Genomic DNA, 17210 nt, shown 5'->3' with positions numbered 1-17210 from the left:
ACGGGAGGACAGGTTGGATGAGCGATGAGTTGAGAAAGGATTTTTATAAAAATGTATATAAAATCGCCCTGCCAGTAACTTTACAAAGCCTGATTATGTCTTTGCTCACGCTCACGGACCAGTTGATGGTGGGACAGTTGGGCGATGTGGCCATCGCCTCCGTCGGGATGGCCACGAAAATATACGGAGTGATCTCCGTCGTGCTGGCCGGCCTTGCGGCGGGCGTTTCGATCTACGCGGCCCAGTTTTGGGGCAAACAGGACCGCAAGAGCATCTCCCAATTACTCGGGATCGGATTGGTAGCCGGGTTTGCACTGTCGTTCCTGTTTACGCTGCTTGTGCTTTTTGAGCCCCAGCTTTGTCTGAAATTGTTTACGACGGACGAGCGGATTCTGGGAGAAGGCTATATCTTTCTGCAGATCATCTCGCTAAGTTATGTACCGACATTGTTTACGATGATGTATTCCGCGATTCTCCGAAGCACGACGCACGTTAAATTGCCGATGTTCGTCAGTTTGTTTACAGTAGGGCTTAACATTGTGCTGAATTACATGCTGATCTTCGGTAATTGGGGATTTCCGGAACTGGGATTGAAGGGATCGGCCATCGCCACGTTAACCTCCAGAATCGTGGAGTGTTTGTTGATCATTGGAGCCGTCTACAAGTTCAAGCTTCCGGGTTCGGTCGATTTCGGCAGCCTGTTCGGGATTCCCAAGCCGCTCCTGAAGAAGTTCATTCAAACGACCTATCCCATCATCCTGACCGAATTTATCTGGGTGATGGGCGAGACGGCCTACGCTATGATCTATAGTCGGATGGGAACAACGGAAATGACGGCCATGACGATCACCTTCCCGCTGCAAGGCATCTGTATCGGCTTGCTGTCGGGCCTGGCCAGCGCTGGCGCGGTAATGGTCGGCAACAAGCTTGGGGCCGGGGAGGAAGAAACCGCCATGGAGTACGCCAAGCGTTTCATCGCTTTGGGGATTTCGGTTTCCCTTGCCGTCGGTCTGGTGATCGCCGCAGCTTCCCCTTGGTATGTTTCCTTCTTTAACATTTCAGGGGAGGCCCATCGCTTGGGGATTTACCTGGTTTGGGTATTTGCCGCTTTCTTGTGGGTCAAGGTCGGAAACATGATCATGGCCGGGGGGATTCTGAACAGCGGCGGAGACAGCAAGTTCGTATTCGCCATGGAATCGACGGCGACATGGCTGATCGGAGTTCCGTCAGGACTGCTGCTATCGTTTGTCTTCAAACAACCGGTCTATCTGGTGTATCTTGTGCTATCCCTGGAGGAGGTTGTACGCTTCGGGATCGGCATGTGGCGTATCCACTCCCGCAAATGGATCAAAAATTTGGTGAGCGATATTGCCGCGTAAGTAGCCGTTAGATTGCTTTCCCGAATGGGCGATATGGAACAGCCGCAGGATGAACGTGGGCAAGGCCTACATCCTGCGGCTTTTTTTCGTTTCTATATAGGTTGAACTAAAGAATTGGCGTTGGGGAAGGATATGAAATAGTTTCGGAGATACGTTGCCGACATCCATAATTGTAGATATTAAGCCCTACCGTCGGAGTTTACATCATTAACGGGAAAATCTCCCGTTAATGTACCGCTCTTGGCTCTTCGATCGGATTTAGCTGGAAAAACTCCATCTATTTCGCGGCCCTATTGCCGATATACACAATTTCAGGCGAATTAGCGGGAGGTTCTCCAGCTAATTCGCCTCTGCAGCCGCATACGCACCAAATAAACGGGAAGAATTCCCTTTAATTCAAATGAGTTGCAGGTGAAGAGTGTGAAAAGAACCCTCTATATCGCTACCCATTGCCCCATTAGACATCGTAGTAGGAGAAAATGAAAATCCGCTGCGTCAATTATAATTTGGAGTGAGTGAGATACTCGAAAAGTACGCAGTCTCAAGCCCACAGACATCCAAACCCGTATTAAGCCCACGGCTATCAAGGTGCCTAGTGCACTACCAACTCCAAAAGATGCAAAATCTGCAGGAATTTCTAGCGATTTGGGAGAAACGAGCCTATGTCGTCGAAAATTCCTGCAGAGGATTTGCAGGAATTTTCAATTTTTTGTTCCGAATAGGAAAAAAACCTGCAGATTTGCAGGAATTCTTGCTAGTCAAGGTTGTCTGACGGGGCACTAGTATGCAAATCATTAGTTCAAAGTATATATATAACTCATTTTAGAGCGGAATGAACCTTTTTTATTGTTTGATTGTTATAAAAGTAACGTAACCGAGAGAGGGACGATGCTGAATATCCCGTCGGAAGCCGGAGCGCAGACAACATTGTAGAGGAGGTGGTCATTACCCCTACTCAAATCAGGCTGAACATACGGAATAAAGGACGAAAGGCACAGTTGCCGTATCAAAATTATCAGTTGGAAGTGGGCGGAAAAGTCCTCGAGGGTGGAATTTGGCTATCACCCGAGTCGGATTTGCCCATACTTCGCTTTGAACGAAATGCGGAACTGGTGATCATTCCGACGACCCCGATCGCCTTAATTGGCAAATACAAAGTGTACAGACACGAAGGAAATAAAACGCCGTTTCTTTTGAGCAATGTATCGACGAAACATCAGAATTTGACCACGCAAATCGGTGTATATCCGGTAAAATGGACCGTTTACTTGTTCTATTACACGACTGAAGATCCGGAAAAGGAAACGAGGGTAGAATTGCAGCCCTAGGTCTTGCTGAACCGCCCGGATGTTTATAACTGCGTCATTATTGTAAAAAAAGGACAGATCCCAAATTCAACGGGAATCTGTCCTTTTTGCTTATACCGTAACCGACGCTCTTTGCGCCCGGATTTCGCCATGGGCGCCGACGGTGTAGCTGTTGTCGTAAATCCGGATCGCGGCCGGCACATCGGTCTCGTTCGTCACGATGATGCTCTCTTCAGTGACGTTGACATTCAGCGTCGCGCCGCGGAACATAACGTTGAAAGAGAACGACTTCCAGTGCGACGGAATGAACGGCTTGAGCACCAGTTCGTCGTTTCGGACGCGCAGACCCGCAAAGCCCTGAATAACGGACATCCAGGTCCCGGCCATGCTTGTCGTATGGCAGCCGTCCTCGGTGTCGTTGTTGTAGTTGTCCAGATCCAGCCGGGCGGTGCGCAGGTACATCTCGTATGCCTTCTCCTGGTAGCCGAGCTCGCAGGCGATTATCGTATGCAGGCAAGGGGAGAGGGAGGACTCGTGAACGGTGATCGGTTCGTAGAAATCGAAATTGCGTTTTTTCGTTTCCATATCGTATCGGTCGCCCAGGAAATACAGGCCCTGCAGCACGTCGGCCTGCTTGATGTAACAGGAGCGCAGGATCCGGTCCCACGACCAGTTCTGGTTCAGCGGTAGGTTCTCCGGCGGCAGTTCCTTGACCGGTACGATGTCCTTGTCGAGAAAGCCATCCTGCTGAAGGAAGACGCCCCGTTCCTCATCCACCGGGTAGTACATATTATCGATAATATGGCGCCATTTTGCGGTTTCTTCTTCCGTCAGCTTGAGCTTGTCGACCAGCTCCAGGTAGCGGGCGTTTTCGTTGGCCTTGAGGTAATCCAGCACCTCCAGCGTATACTCCAGCGTCCAGACCGCAATCCGGTTCGTGTACCAGTTGTTGTTGACGTTGTTTTCGTACTCGTTCGGCCCGGTAACCCCAAGGATGACGTACTTGCCTTTTGCGTTGGAGAAGTTCACGCGCTCTTCCCAGAAACGGGAGATTTCCGCGAGCACCTCCAGGCCGTACTGGCTCAGGTATGATTTATCCCCTGTATAATTCACATAGTTATAAATAGCGTAAGCGATCGCCCCGTTGCGGTGGATTTCCTCGAAAGTAATCTCCCATTCGTTGTGGCATTCTTCCCCGTTCATGGTTACCATCGGGTACAGCGCGCCTTTAGTAAAGCCGAGCTTGCGGGCGTTCTCCTTGGCTTTTTCGAGATGCTTGTAGCGGTAGATCAACAGATTGCGGGCGATGCCGGAATCCGCGGTGCTGAGATAGAACGGCACGCAATACGCCTCGGTATCCCAATAGGTGCTGCCGCCGTATTTTTCGCCGGTAAAGCCCTTCGGCCCGATGTTTAAGCGGTCGTCTTCCCCGGTATAAGTTTGGTTCAATTGGAAAATATTAAAACGGATGGCCTGCTGCGCCGATACATCGCCTTCGATAATGATGTCGCTGCCTTTCCATTTCTCGGTCCACGCCTCCGCCTGTTCGCGAAGGAGGGTATCGAAGCCGGCGGCGTACGCTTCAAGGAGCGCTTGTTTGCCGGCGTCGACGAGTTGTCCCAGCCCGTGGTTGCGGGAGGTAACGTTCGCGACGTATTTGTATAGCGTAAGGGTTTCGCCCTGTGCAATGTCAAAAGCGGCTTCCGCGGAAACGAATTTCTCGCGTTCGGACAAATACGGTTCAAACTCGAGCTTCTGCCCGTTCTTGAACACATCGAAAGTCATGATGGACGTAACGTGAAAATCCAGCTTCTTCGTCTTCAAGGTCAGATAGGACAGATCGGGTGCGGCCTGCTTCTCCACCTCAAGCCAGAACTTCTCGTCATAGTTGGAATCCTTGTTCTGCACATCCCCATCCAGGTAAGGCATGAAGCGGATACTGCCGGAGAAGTTCAGCGGCGTCACCGCATAGCGGATCGCCCCGATTTCCTGACGCTTCATACTGACGAAGCGGACGGCTTCGACCTGAACTTCTTTGCCGTCTTTCAGAACGGCCACAAAGCGGCGGGAGAGGTAGCCCTCCTTCATATTCAACTGGCGAACGAAGTCCTTTACCTCGCATTGGGCGAGATCAAGCGGGGTGCCGTTGATCAGAACGTGAATACCGATCCAGTTCGTGCTGTTGAGCACTTTGGCAAAATACTCCGGATATCCGTTCTTCCACCAGCCGACCCGGGTTTTGTCGGGATAGTAGACTCCGGCCATATAGCTTCCCTGGAGGGACGGGCCGCTGTACTGCTCCTCAAAATTGGCGCGCTGGCCCATATAACCGTTGCCGATGCTGAAAATGCTCTCGGAAATTTCATGCAGGGCGGGATCAAACGACTCCTCAATAATCGACCATTCGTCCATTTTAAGATATTGTCTCATGTGTACCGGCTCCTTTTAAGTCATCTAATGAATTAAGATATGAAAAAAGCGGACATTTCTTGCTGCAGACGGGCAACCGTCATATTCTCCAGTGAAGGGATCACGAGATTGGCCCTGCCCAGCGTGGCCGGCGAACCGATACCGACACTGCGCATACCGGCCCTTTGAGCCGCTTCAATTCCCGCCTCGGCATCCTCAAAGACGACGCATTGTTCAGGCGGTATTCCCAGTCCGGCGGCGCCAAGCACAAACACTTCGGGATCCGGCTTGGCGCTGGACGTCTTGGTTCCGTCGATGATAATGTCGAAGTATGGGGTGAGCCCCGTGTTGTCGAGAATGGTCATGGCGTTTTTGCTGGCGGAGCCGAGGGCCACTTTTAAACCGCTTTCTCGGCAATCTTTAAGAAAATGAAGAGCTCCCGGCAAGATTTCCTCCGGGCCCATCTTCGAGATGGCCTCAACATACCAACTGTTTTTGCGCGCCGCCAGTTCCTGCTTCTCCGAATCGCTTCTTTGCAATTGGCCTATCGAAAGCAAAATATCGAGTGAGGCCATCCGGCTGACACCTTTTAGTCTCTCATTATCGGCTTGCGTAAATGCAAAGCCTAACTCGGCCGCCAGGCGTTTCCACGCTTCGTAATGGTACTTGGCGGTATCGACAAGTACACCGTCCAGATCAAAAAGACAAGCCTTAAGGGTACTCATGTAGTTTGTCTCCTTTCGTTGTGTTTAGCGCAAACGTTTGAACAAGCTGCAAAAAATAAAAGAAGCAAGCAATCTGCTTCAATTATTTTTTCAAGTGATGGTGCCCTATCATTTCTGCTTCGGCATATTGTACATGGACGATTCCCTGATCATTAAGCGATGGGGAATAATATGCCGCTTCCGGTAGCTGTTATCGTTGCTGTTCTTGATCGCTTGAATCAGAACTTGCGAGGCCGTATATCCCAAGTTGTAGATACCGATGTCTATACTGCTGAGCGGTGGCGTGGACAGCTCCGATAACGGAATATTGTTAAAGCTGACCAGACACAGATCTTTCGGTACACTGTAACCCAATTCATGGAGACCGCGCAGAACCCCAAACGAAACCACGTCGTCGATCAGAACGATCGCTGTCGGACGGTCCGGCAGATTCATGAAGAAAGACATGGCCCGGTAACCGCTGTCCTGCAAAAAATCCCCCTCAACAATCCACTCCGCTCGAGATTCCAAACCGGAATCGCGGAGGGCGTCCAGATAACCCGTCAGCCGATCTTGGGATACGATAAGCTCAGGAGGGCCGCTGACGAATCCGATTCGCTCATGTCCTAAGGAAATCAAGTGTTTGGTGGCATCGTAAGAAGCCTGTACGTTATCGTTATCGACCGATAAAATATCGGGATACTGTTCGCTGCGACCGATCAATACAAAGGGATGGCCGCCTTCATGCAGGAAATCGATAACAGGGTCATCTTTTCTCGAATAGAGAAGAATCACTCCGTCTACGCGGCGTCCATTCAGCAGTCTGGATGCACCCTCAACCTCTTCCTTTTCGTTCGCTCCGGAGCTGATCAGGACATCATAGCCGAGACGGCTCGCCTGGGTCACTATTCCGCGGATCAACTCCATGAAGAAAAAGTTGGAGAACAATTCTTCAGCCGACTTCGGAAGCATGATGCATATGCTGTTTGTCGTTTTGGATACGAGGCTTTTCGCCATGATGTTCGGATGGTATCCAAGCTGATCCATGATGTACTTTACTTTTCGCGAAGTTTCAGCACTGATTCTGGGATGATTGGACAGCACTCGGGACACTGTGGAGGGCGATACTCCGGCCTTTTTGGCGACGTCTTTTATAGTTACAGCCATAAAGAACCTCCTTGTGGAACCGTTTGCCTTACATTGTAATATTAATCGATACCTTGCGGAAAGTAAATAGACCCACGGTGGCATGGCCGATAGAAAGAAGGCCTGACCCCACTCGGACAGGAAGGGACAGGCCGTGTTCATTATGGTGCGTTATTTCGCTTCCGTTAATACAGCATACCCGTAAGCCGGAAGCCGGACGCTTAGTTTGCCGTTAAGCGCTTCCCAGGTTTCGCCGCTCAGCGTATCCCGCCATATTTTTGTGTCTGTGGTCAGTTCCAGGGTCTGGCCGGCATCGTAATTGTTCAGCAGCACAAGAACGCGCTCATCGTCGATTCTGCGCTCATAGGCCAGTCTGGACCCGTTTTTCTCCGCGAGAAGGAAACGGATGGAGCCGGTGCGCAGAGGAGTGAGTTGCTTTCGCAGGTCAATCAGGTTCCGGTAAAATGCAAACAAGTCATGGTCCTGCCGCTGCGGATCCCATTCCATGCACTTACGGCAATCGGGATCGGCTCCGCCGTCCAGGCCCACTTCGTCGCCGTAGTAAATGCAAGGCGTACCGTTGTAGGTGAACAGGAACATGGCGGCCAGTTTCATTTTGTTTTTGTTGCCTTCGCAAAGGGTCAGCAGGCGCGGAGTATCGTGGCTGTCCAGCAGGTTGAACGTCACTTCGCTCGCCTGAAGCGGATAGCGGGAGATCTGCTGGCCGATGGCATTGGCGAATCCCAGTGCATCCAGTTTGCCGCGTACCACAAAATCGAGTACCGCTTCCGTGAACGGATAGTTCATGACGGCATCGAACTTGTCGCCTTGCAGCCAAGGGGAGGATTCATGCCAGATTTCGCCCAGAATGTAGGCTTCCGGGTTGGCATTTTTGACGACCTTGCGGAAATCCCGCCAGAATTCATGATCCACCTCGTTAGCGACATCAAGTCTCCAGCCGTCAATGCCCACCTCTTTGATCCAGAATTCCGCTACTTTAAGCAAATAAGCCTTAACTTCGGAATTTTTCGTATTCAGCTTCGGCATAAGCGGCTCAAAACCAAAGGTATCGTAGCTAGGAATACGGTCCTTCACCTCGAGCGGATACTGACGGATGTGGAACCAATCCTTATAGCGCGACTGCTCCCCTTTTTCCATGACATCCACAAAAGGGGCGAAGGTTTTGCCGGAATGATTGAACACGGCATCGAACAGAACGCGAATGCCTCGTTTGTGGCAGGCGGCAACCAATTTTTTGACCGTTTCGATATCGCCGAAATGCGGGTCGATGCGCATATAGTCGGCCGTATCGTATTTGTGGTTCGTCGTGGCTTCGAATAGCGGCGTGAAGTAAATCGCCGTAATTCCAAGCTCGCTCAAATGGTCGAGGTGATCGATTACTCCTTGCAGGTCGCCCCCAAAGAAGTTATCGCGCTCCGGTTTGCCGCCCCAGGGCAGCGCGCCTTCGGGGTCATTGCTCGGGTCGCCGTTGGCGAAGCGTTCGGGGAAGATCTGATAGAAGACCGCATCTTTTACCCAATCCGGCACGGTAAATACATCTCCCGGATTAATATACGGAAATTCAAACAACCGGTCCGGAATGACGGGGCGCTCGGGCGTGAATTCGCTTTCAGTCATCCATACCCGATCTTCCCCGGATTTCAGCAAAAAGCCGTACTTCAAACGGCGAAACGGCGGTTTGATCTCACAGGTCCAGTAGTCGAACAGCCCGTCGGAGATAAATTTCGTCATCGGGACCAGTTCTTTTGTCTCATCCCAGGCATATTTATCCCCGGCAAATGCATATACCTCGCTGAGATCGTTCTTTTTGGCCCGCAGGCGGAGATGAATCGTTTCCTGGTCGTAAGCGTAGCACCAGTTCAGTTGGGGACGATGGTAAACCGCTTCAAGAAGCATGAAATAATTCCTCCTTCACTAAGAGAATTTTTTAGCAACCAGAAAACACTGTTACGCAGCCAGGCTTATATCCCGTTATTTGCCGTTAGGATGTGCGAACTTGATTATAATATAAGGGACTAAACTAAACCGGGCACCGCGGAACAAGAAAAGGCACACCCGGGCTATTAAGCGAAGCCGAGGATGTACCTTGTGGATAACAGTGCCTTCAAGTTAGGATCGGTCAAGATTATAGCATTGTTCAAACAATTGCACAAGGCTCAAAACGAATCTTCAATTCGAGTTAAATTGCGATATAGGGAGCAAACAGGAGCATTTTCAAGCTATGCGGATAAAAGATCACAAAAACGATCTGTGCAAACGTTTTTACAAACTTCGCGGTGTGTTGTATGATAGTTTTAGATGTAAAGCGCTTTCCAGTCGAGGGAATCGATAAATCCCGCGAGATTACGACAAAAACTACATTTTTTCTCGACATTATGCGAAAACGTTTGCGCTTTTTCTTGGAAGTGAAAAGTTTCTATACAAAATCAGGAAGGGGTTCGCTTTATGAAAATGAAGAAAATGTTAGCGCTCATCGCATCTTTGTCCATGGTCGTATCCTTTACGGCTTGCAGCTCGGGCAGCAAAGGCGGCAATAGTGAGAGTGCGCCAGCTCCCGCAAATCAGACGACGGAGAATACGGGAGACGGCACAAAAACCGCCGAAGGTGAAATCGCTCCCGAAGAAGGGGCGGAACTGCTCATCTGGGAGAGCCGGGAGGAAAGAGTCTTCGCCGACGAACTGATCAAGCAATTTGAAGCCAAGTATGGCGTCAAGGTGAAGATCGAAGAAGTGGCGCCGACCGACCAGATCGGCCGACTGACGCAGGACGGCTCGGCAGGTCTTGCCGCCGATGTGTTGATCGTACCGCATGATCATATCGGGAATGCCGCGACTTCCGGGCTATTGCTGGCCAATGACGTTTTTGAAGAAGAAACCAAGAAGAATAATACGGAGCTCTCCATCCTGGGCGCGACTTTTGACGGTGTGCTGTACGGATACCCCAGAGCAGCCGAAACGCCAGCGTTGTATTATAATAAATCGCTTGTGAAGGAAGCGCCCAAGTCCTTTGAAGATGTAATCGCCTTCAGTAAAACATTTAACGATGTTAAAAAGAAAAAGTACGGGATTATGTGGGAAACCGGCAATATGTACTTTAACTATCCGTTTATTGCTTCCGGCGGAGGCTACCTGTTCGGGGACAACGGAACCAATAAGGATGATATTGGGGTGAATAATGCCGGAGCCCTGGAAAGTTTGAAAGTATACCAAAGCTTGAAGGAAATTCTCCCCATCAACAGCGGCGACATTAACCCGGACGTGAAGCGCGGTTTGTTTACCGCAGGGGATATCGCCATGGACATCAATGGCCCGTGGGAACTCGCCGGGTATAAAGCGGCTCTTGGAGATAAATTGGGGGTAGCTCCAGTTCCGACGATAGCTGGCAAAAAGGCCGTGACGTTCTCGGGAATCAAAATTTACGTGGTCAACTCGTTTACGAAGTATCCGAACGCGGCCAAACTTTTCGCCCATTTCGCCTCATCGAAGGAAGCACAGCTCTTGTTGAACGAGAAAGTCGGCTCCGTGCCGACGAATCTCGAAGCGCTTGAAACGGAGCAAGTCAAAAATGACGAATTCGTCTCCGCTTTTGCGGCCCAGATCGCATCTTCCCAGCCGATGCCGAGCATTCCGGAAATGTCCAATGCATGGGCACCGTTAAACGCCGCATTTCCAGAAATTTGGGACAGTGGAAAAGATCCTAAAGAAGCGATGGATAAAGCCGCTACGCAAATCAAGGACCTGAATAACGGGGTTTCCGCAGAATAACAGCAGATGCTGCTCCGCGAGAACTGGAAATTACCCGCCGCTGCCAGCGGCGGGTAATTTCCTCGGTTTCCCAAGGAGAGGAGAAGGTGAGGGCTATGAACAAACATCGTAATAACGCTACTATTCTATCGATATTGGGTATGGGATTGGGGCAGATTTATAACCGGCAGTTTATTAAAGGTATCATTTTTTTACTATTTGAAGTTGTCAGCGGATACTATTTCATCAATAACCTGGGCAGAACGTTCTGGGGAATCTTCACATTAGGCGAAGTCCCCAGACGATTGATTAAAGGGAAATGGGTCGACGGGGACGACTCTATCGTTATTTTGGTGACCAGTTTGATCACCCTGATTTTTTTGGCTATTTTTATAATCGTTTATGTGATGAACGTGAAGGATGCCAGAAATGTGGGAGGGGCTAGAGATCGGGGCAAAACGCCGAATAACTTCAAGGAGTCGGTACAATACGTTCTCGATTACAAGTTTGCCCAAGCGTTTTTGACAATTCCGGGCATCGGGATTTTGTTCTTTACCGTTATGCCGATCATTTTCATGGTGATGCTGGCGTTCACGAACTATTCCGCGCCCAAGCACATTCCGCCGGCCATGCTGGTTGACTGGGTAGGATTCGATACGTTCAAAAATCTGGTCGCCCTCAAAACCTGGAGCCATACGTTCTATGGCGTGCTGACCTGGACGATTATCTGGGCGATTTTATCTACCATCACCACCTATTTCGGCGGCATGCTTGTCGCCTTGCTGATCAATCAAAAAGGAATCAAGTTCAAGGGGCTATGGAGAACGATTTTGATTCTGCCGTATGCCATCCCGCAAATGATCTCGCTGCTTGTCATGAGAAATATGTTTAACGGCCAATTCGGGCCGATCAACCAATATCTCCAGTACTTCGGACTGGACGGATTGCCGTGGTTAACAGACCCGTTCTGGGCAAAAGTGACGGTTATCGTCGTGAATATGTGGGTGGGGATACCGGTCTCCATGCTGCTTATCATGGGGGTATTGACCACGATTCCAAAAGATTTGTACGAGGCGGCCGAGGTGGACGGGGCCACCGGATTCCAGAAATTCAGGATCATCACCCTGCCGATGATCCTGTTTACCACCGCACCGATTTTGATTACGCAGTTTGCCGGCAACATCAACAACTTTAATGCGATTTTCCTGTTGACCAACGGGAACCCGGTTAACGGGGACTATCAATATGCCGGCTCGACCGACCTGCTGGTTACGTGGCTCTATAAGCTGACGCTGGATCAAAGAAAATATAATATGGCCTCTGCCGTAGGCATTATTATCTTCCTGATCATCGCCTCACTCTCGATCTACAGCTATCGTCGGACCAAATCATTCAAAGAGGAGGACATGATCCAATGAGTGCGCGGAAAATAGGAAATGCCGTACGGCTAACTTCGAGTTACATTGTTCTGGTTGTTTTAGCGATATGCGCACTATATCCGGCCCTTTGGGTCATCCTAGGCTCGCTGCGGCCCGGAAGGGCGCTGTACAGTAAATCGCTGTTCCCGGAATCTCTTACCTTTGAGCATTACAGGGAATTGTTCACATCGCATACGATTTTGTTCGGGCAATGGTATATGAATACGCTAAAAGTGTCCATCTTCTCCACCATACTTGGCGTATTTCTTACGCTGCTCACAAGTTACGCCTTCTCGCGCTTCCGGTTTCGCGGCCGGAAAAACGGGTTGTCGGTTTTGCTGGTGTTAGGCATGTTTCCGGGTTTTATGAGCATGGTTGCCATCTTCCTGTTATTGCTTTCGATGAACATGCTCGATTCTCATTGGGCTCTCGTTATCGTTTATGCCGCCGGAGCGCCGATTGGAGGCACCTTCATCGCCAAGGGGTTTCTGGATACTATTCCAAGATCGCTTGATGAAGCGGCCAGAATCGACGGTGCCAGCAATTTCATGATATTCTGGAGAATTATTCTGCCGCTGTCCAAACCGATGTTAACCTACGTCGGATTAACTCAATTCGTCGGTCCGTGGGTTGACTTTATCTTTGCGCGTCTGGTGCTGCGTACCAAGGAAAACTGGACGGTCGCCGTCGGTATGTGGGACTTGGTCAATACGAATACAAATTCGAACTTTACGCTGTTTGCCGCCGGAGCGGTGCTGATCGCCGTACCGATTACCATCCTGTTTATGTTCCTGCAGCGGCTGCTTGTGGATGGCTTAACTTCCGGGGCAAGTAAAGGATAATCCAAAAATTTATATCTCCGTACAAATCAGTCATGAGGATATAGCTTCAGCCAAGCTGAGCAGCTATATCCTTTCTTTACATAGTTAAAATTAAATCGGTTCCAGTAACCAGTTCTATTCACTAGGGGGCAGAGACATATGAAGTTTGGCCGATTCCTTCAATTTAAGTCCGTTGGCATGAAGCTGTTTGTTATGGTATTTGGAGTCATTATGATTTTATCGGCAATCCTCGGATTAAGCTCGTACGTTATGTCGAAGGAGATTATCCGGGGCCAGGTCGGATCGGCGGCTTCCCAGGCCATCGAACAGGCTGCGGACAAGTTGGACTTCCTGTTTTCGGGCTATGAATCGATATCAAGGCAGATGGCGGTAGATCAAATCCTGAAGGAGGATTTGGAGACGGTCACGCGGCAAGATGTCGATATTATCCGAAAAACGGAGGCGGAAACGAGAATAAAAAACAAGCTCAACGCCATGAAAGGTTCGGACGAGCGCTTGATTGGCATTCGGCTGGTCAACAAGGATTTTTCCAACAATTACGCGACATCCGGGGCCAGCGGTACGCAGAGAAACGACGGGGTGGAAAGCCGGATCGCTGCGATTGCTCAAGCCGCCGGCAAGCCAGTCTGGATTCCTGGGCTAAAGAAAGGTTTTTTTGATACTTCGAATGAACCGACCATTACGATGGGAAGGGTTCTAAAGAATCTGAATCATCCGGAAGCGGAATTTGTCCTGCTGATTGAGATCAAGAGTGCGGCTTTGACCGAGACGCTGGCCAATTTGAAGCTCGGGGATTCCGGCCAGACCAACGTCCTTACGCCCGATAATACGATTGTACATGCGTCCCGTCCGGAATTGATCGAGACAAAGTCCGCCCTCGATTTGGCGGAAGCGCAGTTTTCCGGCAGTTCGGCCTCGTTCGCCGCGTCAGACGAACACGGGATTCGCCAACTGGTGGTTTACAAGCAGTTGGAGACCGCTCCCTGGCGGCTTATCGGATACGCTCCGGAAAGCGATTTTCTGAGTGCGGCGGACAAGCTGTTGTACGTTTCCTTGTTTGTGATGGGGTTGGCCATCGTGGTCGCTTTGGGCATCGGGTATTATTTGTTCCGCAACGTCGGGAAGCCTTTGCAGAAGCTATCCCGGTTGATGGAGGAAGGAGAGCGGGGCAACCTGAAAGTCCGGGCGAATTTTAAAGGCCGGGACGAAATCGGCCGGCTCGGGCAAAGCTTCAATAAAATGTTGGAGCAAATCTCGTGGTTGGTGGAGCGGATTCAGCGGTCGACGCAGGAGCTGTGGCTGACCGCCGATACATTGGCCCAGGCCTCCCGGAATACGGCGACAACGGCAGGAGAGATTGCGGCCGCCACCGAAGAGATCGCCCAAGGATCCTCCAGCTTGGCGGAGGAGGCGGAGAAGGGAAACAGTTTGACGGACGAGATCGGCATGAAGATGGCCCAAGTCATCCATTTAACCGAACTGATGGATACTTCCGCCGGAAGGATCGTCCAGGTGAGTGAACAAGGGCAGGAGAATATGGGACGGCTGGTGGAGAAGACGGAAGACGTATCCCGGATGACCGCAAGGGTAGAGGAGAACTCCGGAAAATTAAGCCAAATCACCCTTTCAATCCGCGGCATTTTACAACCGATGATTGAAATGACCCGTCAAACTCAAATTTTGTCACTTAACGCCACCATAGAAGCTTCACGCGCCGGGGCTGCGGGAAAAGGCTTTTCGGTGATCGCGGAACAAATCCGCAAACTGTCGGTGCAATCCAACGATTCGATCCGGAACGTCTCCGCGATGACTGAAGAAATCCAGTCAGCCATTGAGAATACGGTAAACGTTCTTCAGGAAATAACACCGAAGTTTCGGGAACAACTCGAATCCGTAACATCCGCTTCCTCCATCTTTCGGGGCGTAGGCCGCGAAATGGATGGTTTTGCCCGAGAGCTGCAAAGCGCTTCCGCTTCCGTCGGCGAGTTAATGGGCGCTCAATTGGCTTTGCGGGATTTCGTCGCGAACGTAAGCTCCGTCGTACAGCAGAGCGGGGCTTCTACCGAGGAGGTGGCCTCCATGGCCTCGGGGCAATACCGTGTCAGTGAGGAGCTGGTCGGCCTGTCCCGCCGTTTGAAGGAACTGTCGGAATCGCTTAAGCAATCCTTGAATGTGTTTGAACTGAACTCAGGCGAGCAAGCGGACTCAAAAGATGAAGCCGAATGAGAAATAATGATTTTGTGCAAACGTTTTAACAAAACCGCCTCAATCATAGAATGGATTTAGATTGCATTTTGGGGGAAAGCCGCGGGTGAAGATAATTTGGAGAAAGAACAGGGAAACAAGAAGCTTTCGTTATTTGCTTTGACCTGGCCCATTTTTGTTGAAATGTTGCTCGGCATGCTGATGGGAAATATCGATACTTTAATGCTCAGCCGCTTTTCGGAAGAAGCGGTGGCCGCCGTCGGCGTAGCGAATCAAATTTTGTTCTTTGTGAACTTGATGTTCAACGTGGTGTCCGCGGGTACGAGCGTGCTCATTTCCCAAAATCTAGGGGCTGGGCGGGACAAGTCGGCATTGGAAGTCGCTTCGGTGGCCATCGTGCTCAATTTACTGTTCGGGATGTTGACCAGTTTGCTTCTGCTGGGAGCGGGACGTGCGATCTTTGGGTGGATGAATCTTCCCCAGGAGCTGGCTCCCTCCGCCTGGACCTACTTAATGATCACGGGCGGATTTGTGTTTGTTGAAGCGGTCAGGCTTACTTTAGCCACCATTATGCGAAGCTACGGACTGACGCGAGTTACCATGTATGTCGCTTTTGGAATAAACGCCGTACACCTGGCCGGGAATTATATCGCCCTGTATGGCTCCTTGGGTGCGCCTTTTTCGGGGGTATCGGGGGTTGCCATCTCCACCGTGCTGTCGCGGTTGGTCGGCTTGGCGTTTTTGTTCGTCGTGATCAAACTCAAGACGGACTTCAAGTGGCGGATGCGGGGGATCCATGCGAAAGACCTGCGGGAACATGCCGGAGGATTGTTCAAAATCGGCATCCCGACGGCGGGGGAAAGCTTTTTTTCCACCATGGCGCAAATTTGCATTACCTCTTTTATCGCGCTTTTGGGAACCCAGGCGCTCTCAGCCAAAATATACGCCCAAAATCTCGGAATGTTCAACAACCTGTTTACCTTGTCTTTGGCTTTGGCCACGGAGATCATGATCGGCAGGTACATTGGAGCCAAGCTATTTGACGAGACCTATAAGCGGGGAAAAAATTACGCCTGGTTCGCATCGTTGATCTCCGCGGGCTCCGCTTTGTTGATCGCTTCGTGTTCGGGTTTTCTGGTCGGGTTGTTCACCAACGATACGGACACGATCCGGCAAACGGTTCATTTATTGTGGCTTGCCGTTCTGCTGGAGGCCGGGCGCGCGGGGAACCTCATCCTTATCAACGCGCTGCGTGCGGCGGGCGACGTCAAAGTTCCGGTATATATCAGCGTCTCATCGGTTTGGATCATTAGCGTCTCCCTTTCCTACGTTCTAGGGGTGTATTTAGGCTGGGGCATGATTGGCGTGTATATCGCGTTTATCGCGGATGAGTGGGTGAAGACATGTTTGCTCCGGATCAGATGGAAATCGCGCCGCTGGGAGAGCATGAGCCTCATTGAGCGGGAGAAGGCCGCGGGTTACTCGCATTTTTAGAAGCTCCGTGGGCCAATTCAAGCTAGTAAGGCTCCGCTTCGCGACCCACCCCCCGCTAGAGCCCGCACACTTAGTCGCTTATTGACGGCTATTAACGGGAAAACCTCCCGTTAATTTTCCGCGCCTGGCCCTTGGCTCCGAAATAGCTGGAAAAAATCCAGCTATTTCGCGGTCCAACCGCCGATACACGATATTCCAGCCGAATTAGCGGGAGGTTTTCCCGCTAATTCACCTCTGCAGCCGTATAGAATCCTAATTAACGGGAGGAATTCCCGGTAATTGACTATCCCGCACCCTCCAGCACTTGAGATGTCCATTTTCTGCAACCCAATTATCCAATTCTTTTATATTCGTTGGGCGTCAGTCCGACCTCCTGCTTGAACAGCTTGGAGAAATACGAGTCATTGGCATAGTACGCTCGGTTGGCAATAGTGTATACCGACAAGTCGGTTGTCTCCAGCAGCCGCATGAAAGCCGGGTTTACCGTTTAAAAGGATAAACATAGTCCGAGGCTGACGGGACGCTTCTTGTAGAAGAGGTC

Annotated in this window: 12 protein-coding genes; 7 read left to right on the top strand and 5 right to left on the bottom strand. The window is 50.7% G+C overall.

Annotation, left to right across the window (positions count from 1 at the left end):
- The first annotated feature begins 17 nt into the window (after window positions 1-17).
- Both V4U88_RS19385 and V4U88_RS19380 read left to right on the top strand, forming a co-directional pair.
- Window positions 18-1379 carry an MATE family efflux transporter gene (locus V4U88_RS19385; RefSeq protein WP_334074896.1) on the top strand — a complete coding sequence of 454 codons (1362 nt, stop codon included), beginning with the start codon at window positions 18-20 and terminating at the stop codon, window positions 1377-1379.
- Between the two features lie 998 nt (window positions 1380-2377).
- Window positions 2378-2707, top strand: coding sequence for a hypothetical protein (locus V4U88_RS19380; RefSeq protein ID WP_334074895.1), 330 nt, complete (start codon window positions 2378-2380; stop codon window positions 2705-2707).
- 90 nt (window positions 2708-2797) lie between these two features.
- Here the strand turns inward: V4U88_RS19380 and V4U88_RS19375 are convergent, their stop codons facing one another.
- The 4 genes from V4U88_RS19375 to V4U88_RS19360 form a co-directional block, all read right to left on the bottom strand.
- On the bottom strand, window positions 2798-5116 hold the full coding sequence (locus tag V4U88_RS19375; protein ID WP_334074894.1) for a glycoside hydrolase family 65 protein: 2319 nt from the start codon (window positions 5114-5116) through the stop codon (window positions 2798-2800).
- A gap of 32 nt (window positions 5117-5148) precedes the next feature.
- Window positions 5149-5820, bottom strand: coding sequence for a beta-phosphoglucomutase (pgmB, locus tag V4U88_RS19370; RefSeq protein ID WP_334074893.1), 672 nt, complete (start codon window positions 5818-5820; stop codon window positions 5149-5151).
- A gap of 108 nt (window positions 5821-5928) precedes the next feature.
- On the bottom strand, window positions 5929-6966 hold the full coding sequence (locus tag V4U88_RS19365) for a LacI family DNA-binding transcriptional regulator (RefSeq protein WP_334074892.1): 1038 nt from the start codon (window positions 6964-6966) through the stop codon (window positions 5929-5931).
- Window positions 6967-7116: 150 nt separating this feature from the next.
- Window positions 7117-8862, bottom strand: a complete 1746-nt coding sequence (locus tag V4U88_RS19360) for an alpha-glycosidase (protein WP_334074891.1) — start codon at window positions 8860-8862, stop codon at window positions 7117-7119.
- 549 nt (window positions 8863-9411) lie between these two features.
- Between V4U88_RS19360 and V4U88_RS19355 the strand changes: the two genes are divergently transcribed.
- The 5 genes from V4U88_RS19355 to V4U88_RS19335 all read left to right on the top strand — a co-directional run bounded on the left by V4U88_RS19355 (window position 9412) and on the right by V4U88_RS19335 (window position 16669).
- Entirely contained in the window at window positions 9412-10731 is a 1320-nt protein-coding gene (locus tag V4U88_RS19355; RefSeq protein WP_334074890.1) for a sugar ABC transporter substrate-binding protein, read from the top strand.
- Between the two features lie 95 nt (window positions 10732-10826).
- Window positions 10827-12128 carry a carbohydrate ABC transporter permease gene (locus tag V4U88_RS19350; protein WP_334074889.1) on the top strand — a complete coding sequence of 434 codons (1302 nt, stop codon included), beginning with the start codon at window positions 10827-10829 and terminating at the stop codon, window positions 12126-12128.
- Entirely contained in the window at window positions 12125-12970 is an 846-nt protein-coding gene (locus tag V4U88_RS19345) for a sugar ABC transporter permease (RefSeq protein WP_334074888.1), read from the top strand. Before V4U88_RS19350 ends, V4U88_RS19345 begins: the two co-directional genes overlap by 4 nt.
- Before the next feature lie 138 nt (window positions 12971-13108).
- A complete protein-coding gene (locus V4U88_RS19340; protein WP_334074887.1) occupies window positions 13109-15196 on the top strand; it encodes a methyl-accepting chemotaxis protein in 2088 nt (695 codons plus the stop codon).
- Window positions 15197-15292: 96 nt separating this feature from the next.
- On the top strand, window positions 15293-16669 hold the full coding sequence (locus tag V4U88_RS19335; protein WP_334074886.1) for an MATE family efflux transporter: 1377 nt from the start codon (window positions 15293-15295) through the stop codon (window positions 16667-16669).
- 331 nt (window positions 16670-17000) lie between these two features.
- Here V4U88_RS19335 and V4U88_RS19330 read toward each other — a convergent pair whose 3' ends face one another.
- Entirely contained in the window at window positions 17001-17138 is a 138-nt protein-coding gene (locus V4U88_RS19330) for a helix-turn-helix domain-containing protein (RefSeq protein WP_334074885.1), read from the bottom strand.
- Between the last annotated feature and the right edge of the window lie 72 nt (window positions 17139-17210).

This window comes from Paenibacillus sp. A14 (assembly GCF_036864815.1).
Lineage (GTDB): Bacteria > Bacillota > Bacilli > Paenibacillales > Paenibacillaceae > Fontibacillus > Fontibacillus sanfengchensis.
This window is presented reverse-complemented; position numbering and strand designations above follow the sequence as displayed.

What these genes read in the sequence shown, in the direction of transcription:
- V4U88_RS19385 (WP_334074896.1), top strand. Translation starts at nt 18, where the DNA reads ATGAGCGATGAGTTGAGAAAGGATTTTTATAAAAATGTATATAAAATC.
- V4U88_RS19375 (WP_334074894.1), bottom strand. Translation starts at nt 5,116, where the DNA reads ATGAGACAATATCTTAAAATGGACGAATGGTCGATTATTGAGGAGTCG.
- pgmB (WP_334074893.1), bottom strand. Translation starts at nt 5,820, where the DNA reads ATGAGTACCCTTAAGGCTTGTCTTTTTGATCTGGACGGTGTACTTGTC.
- V4U88_RS19365 (WP_334074892.1), bottom strand. Translation starts at nt 6,966, where the DNA reads ATGGCTGTAACTATAAAAGACGTCGCCAAAAAGGCCGGAGTATCGCCC.
- V4U88_RS19360 (WP_334074891.1), bottom strand. Translation starts at nt 8,862, where the DNA reads ATGCTTCTTGAAGCGGTTTACCATCGTCCCCAACTGAACTGGTGCTAC.
- V4U88_RS19355 (WP_334074890.1), top strand. Translation starts at nt 9,412, where the DNA reads ATGAAAATGAAGAAAATGTTAGCGCTCATCGCATCTTTGTCCATGGTC.
- V4U88_RS19350 (WP_334074889.1), top strand. Translation starts at nt 10,827, where the DNA reads ATGAACAAACATCGTAATAACGCTACTATTCTATCGATATTGGGTATG.
- V4U88_RS19345 (WP_334074888.1), top strand. Translation starts at nt 12,125, where the DNA reads ATGAGTGCGCGGAAAATAGGAAATGCCGTACGGCTAACTTCGAGTTAC.
- V4U88_RS19340 (WP_334074887.1), top strand. Translation starts at nt 13,109, where the DNA reads ATGAAGTTTGGCCGATTCCTTCAATTTAAGTCCGTTGGCATGAAGCTG.
- V4U88_RS19330 (WP_334074885.1), bottom strand. Translation starts at nt 17,138, where the DNA reads ATGCGGCTGCTGGAGACAACCGACTTGTCGGTATACACTATTGCCAAC.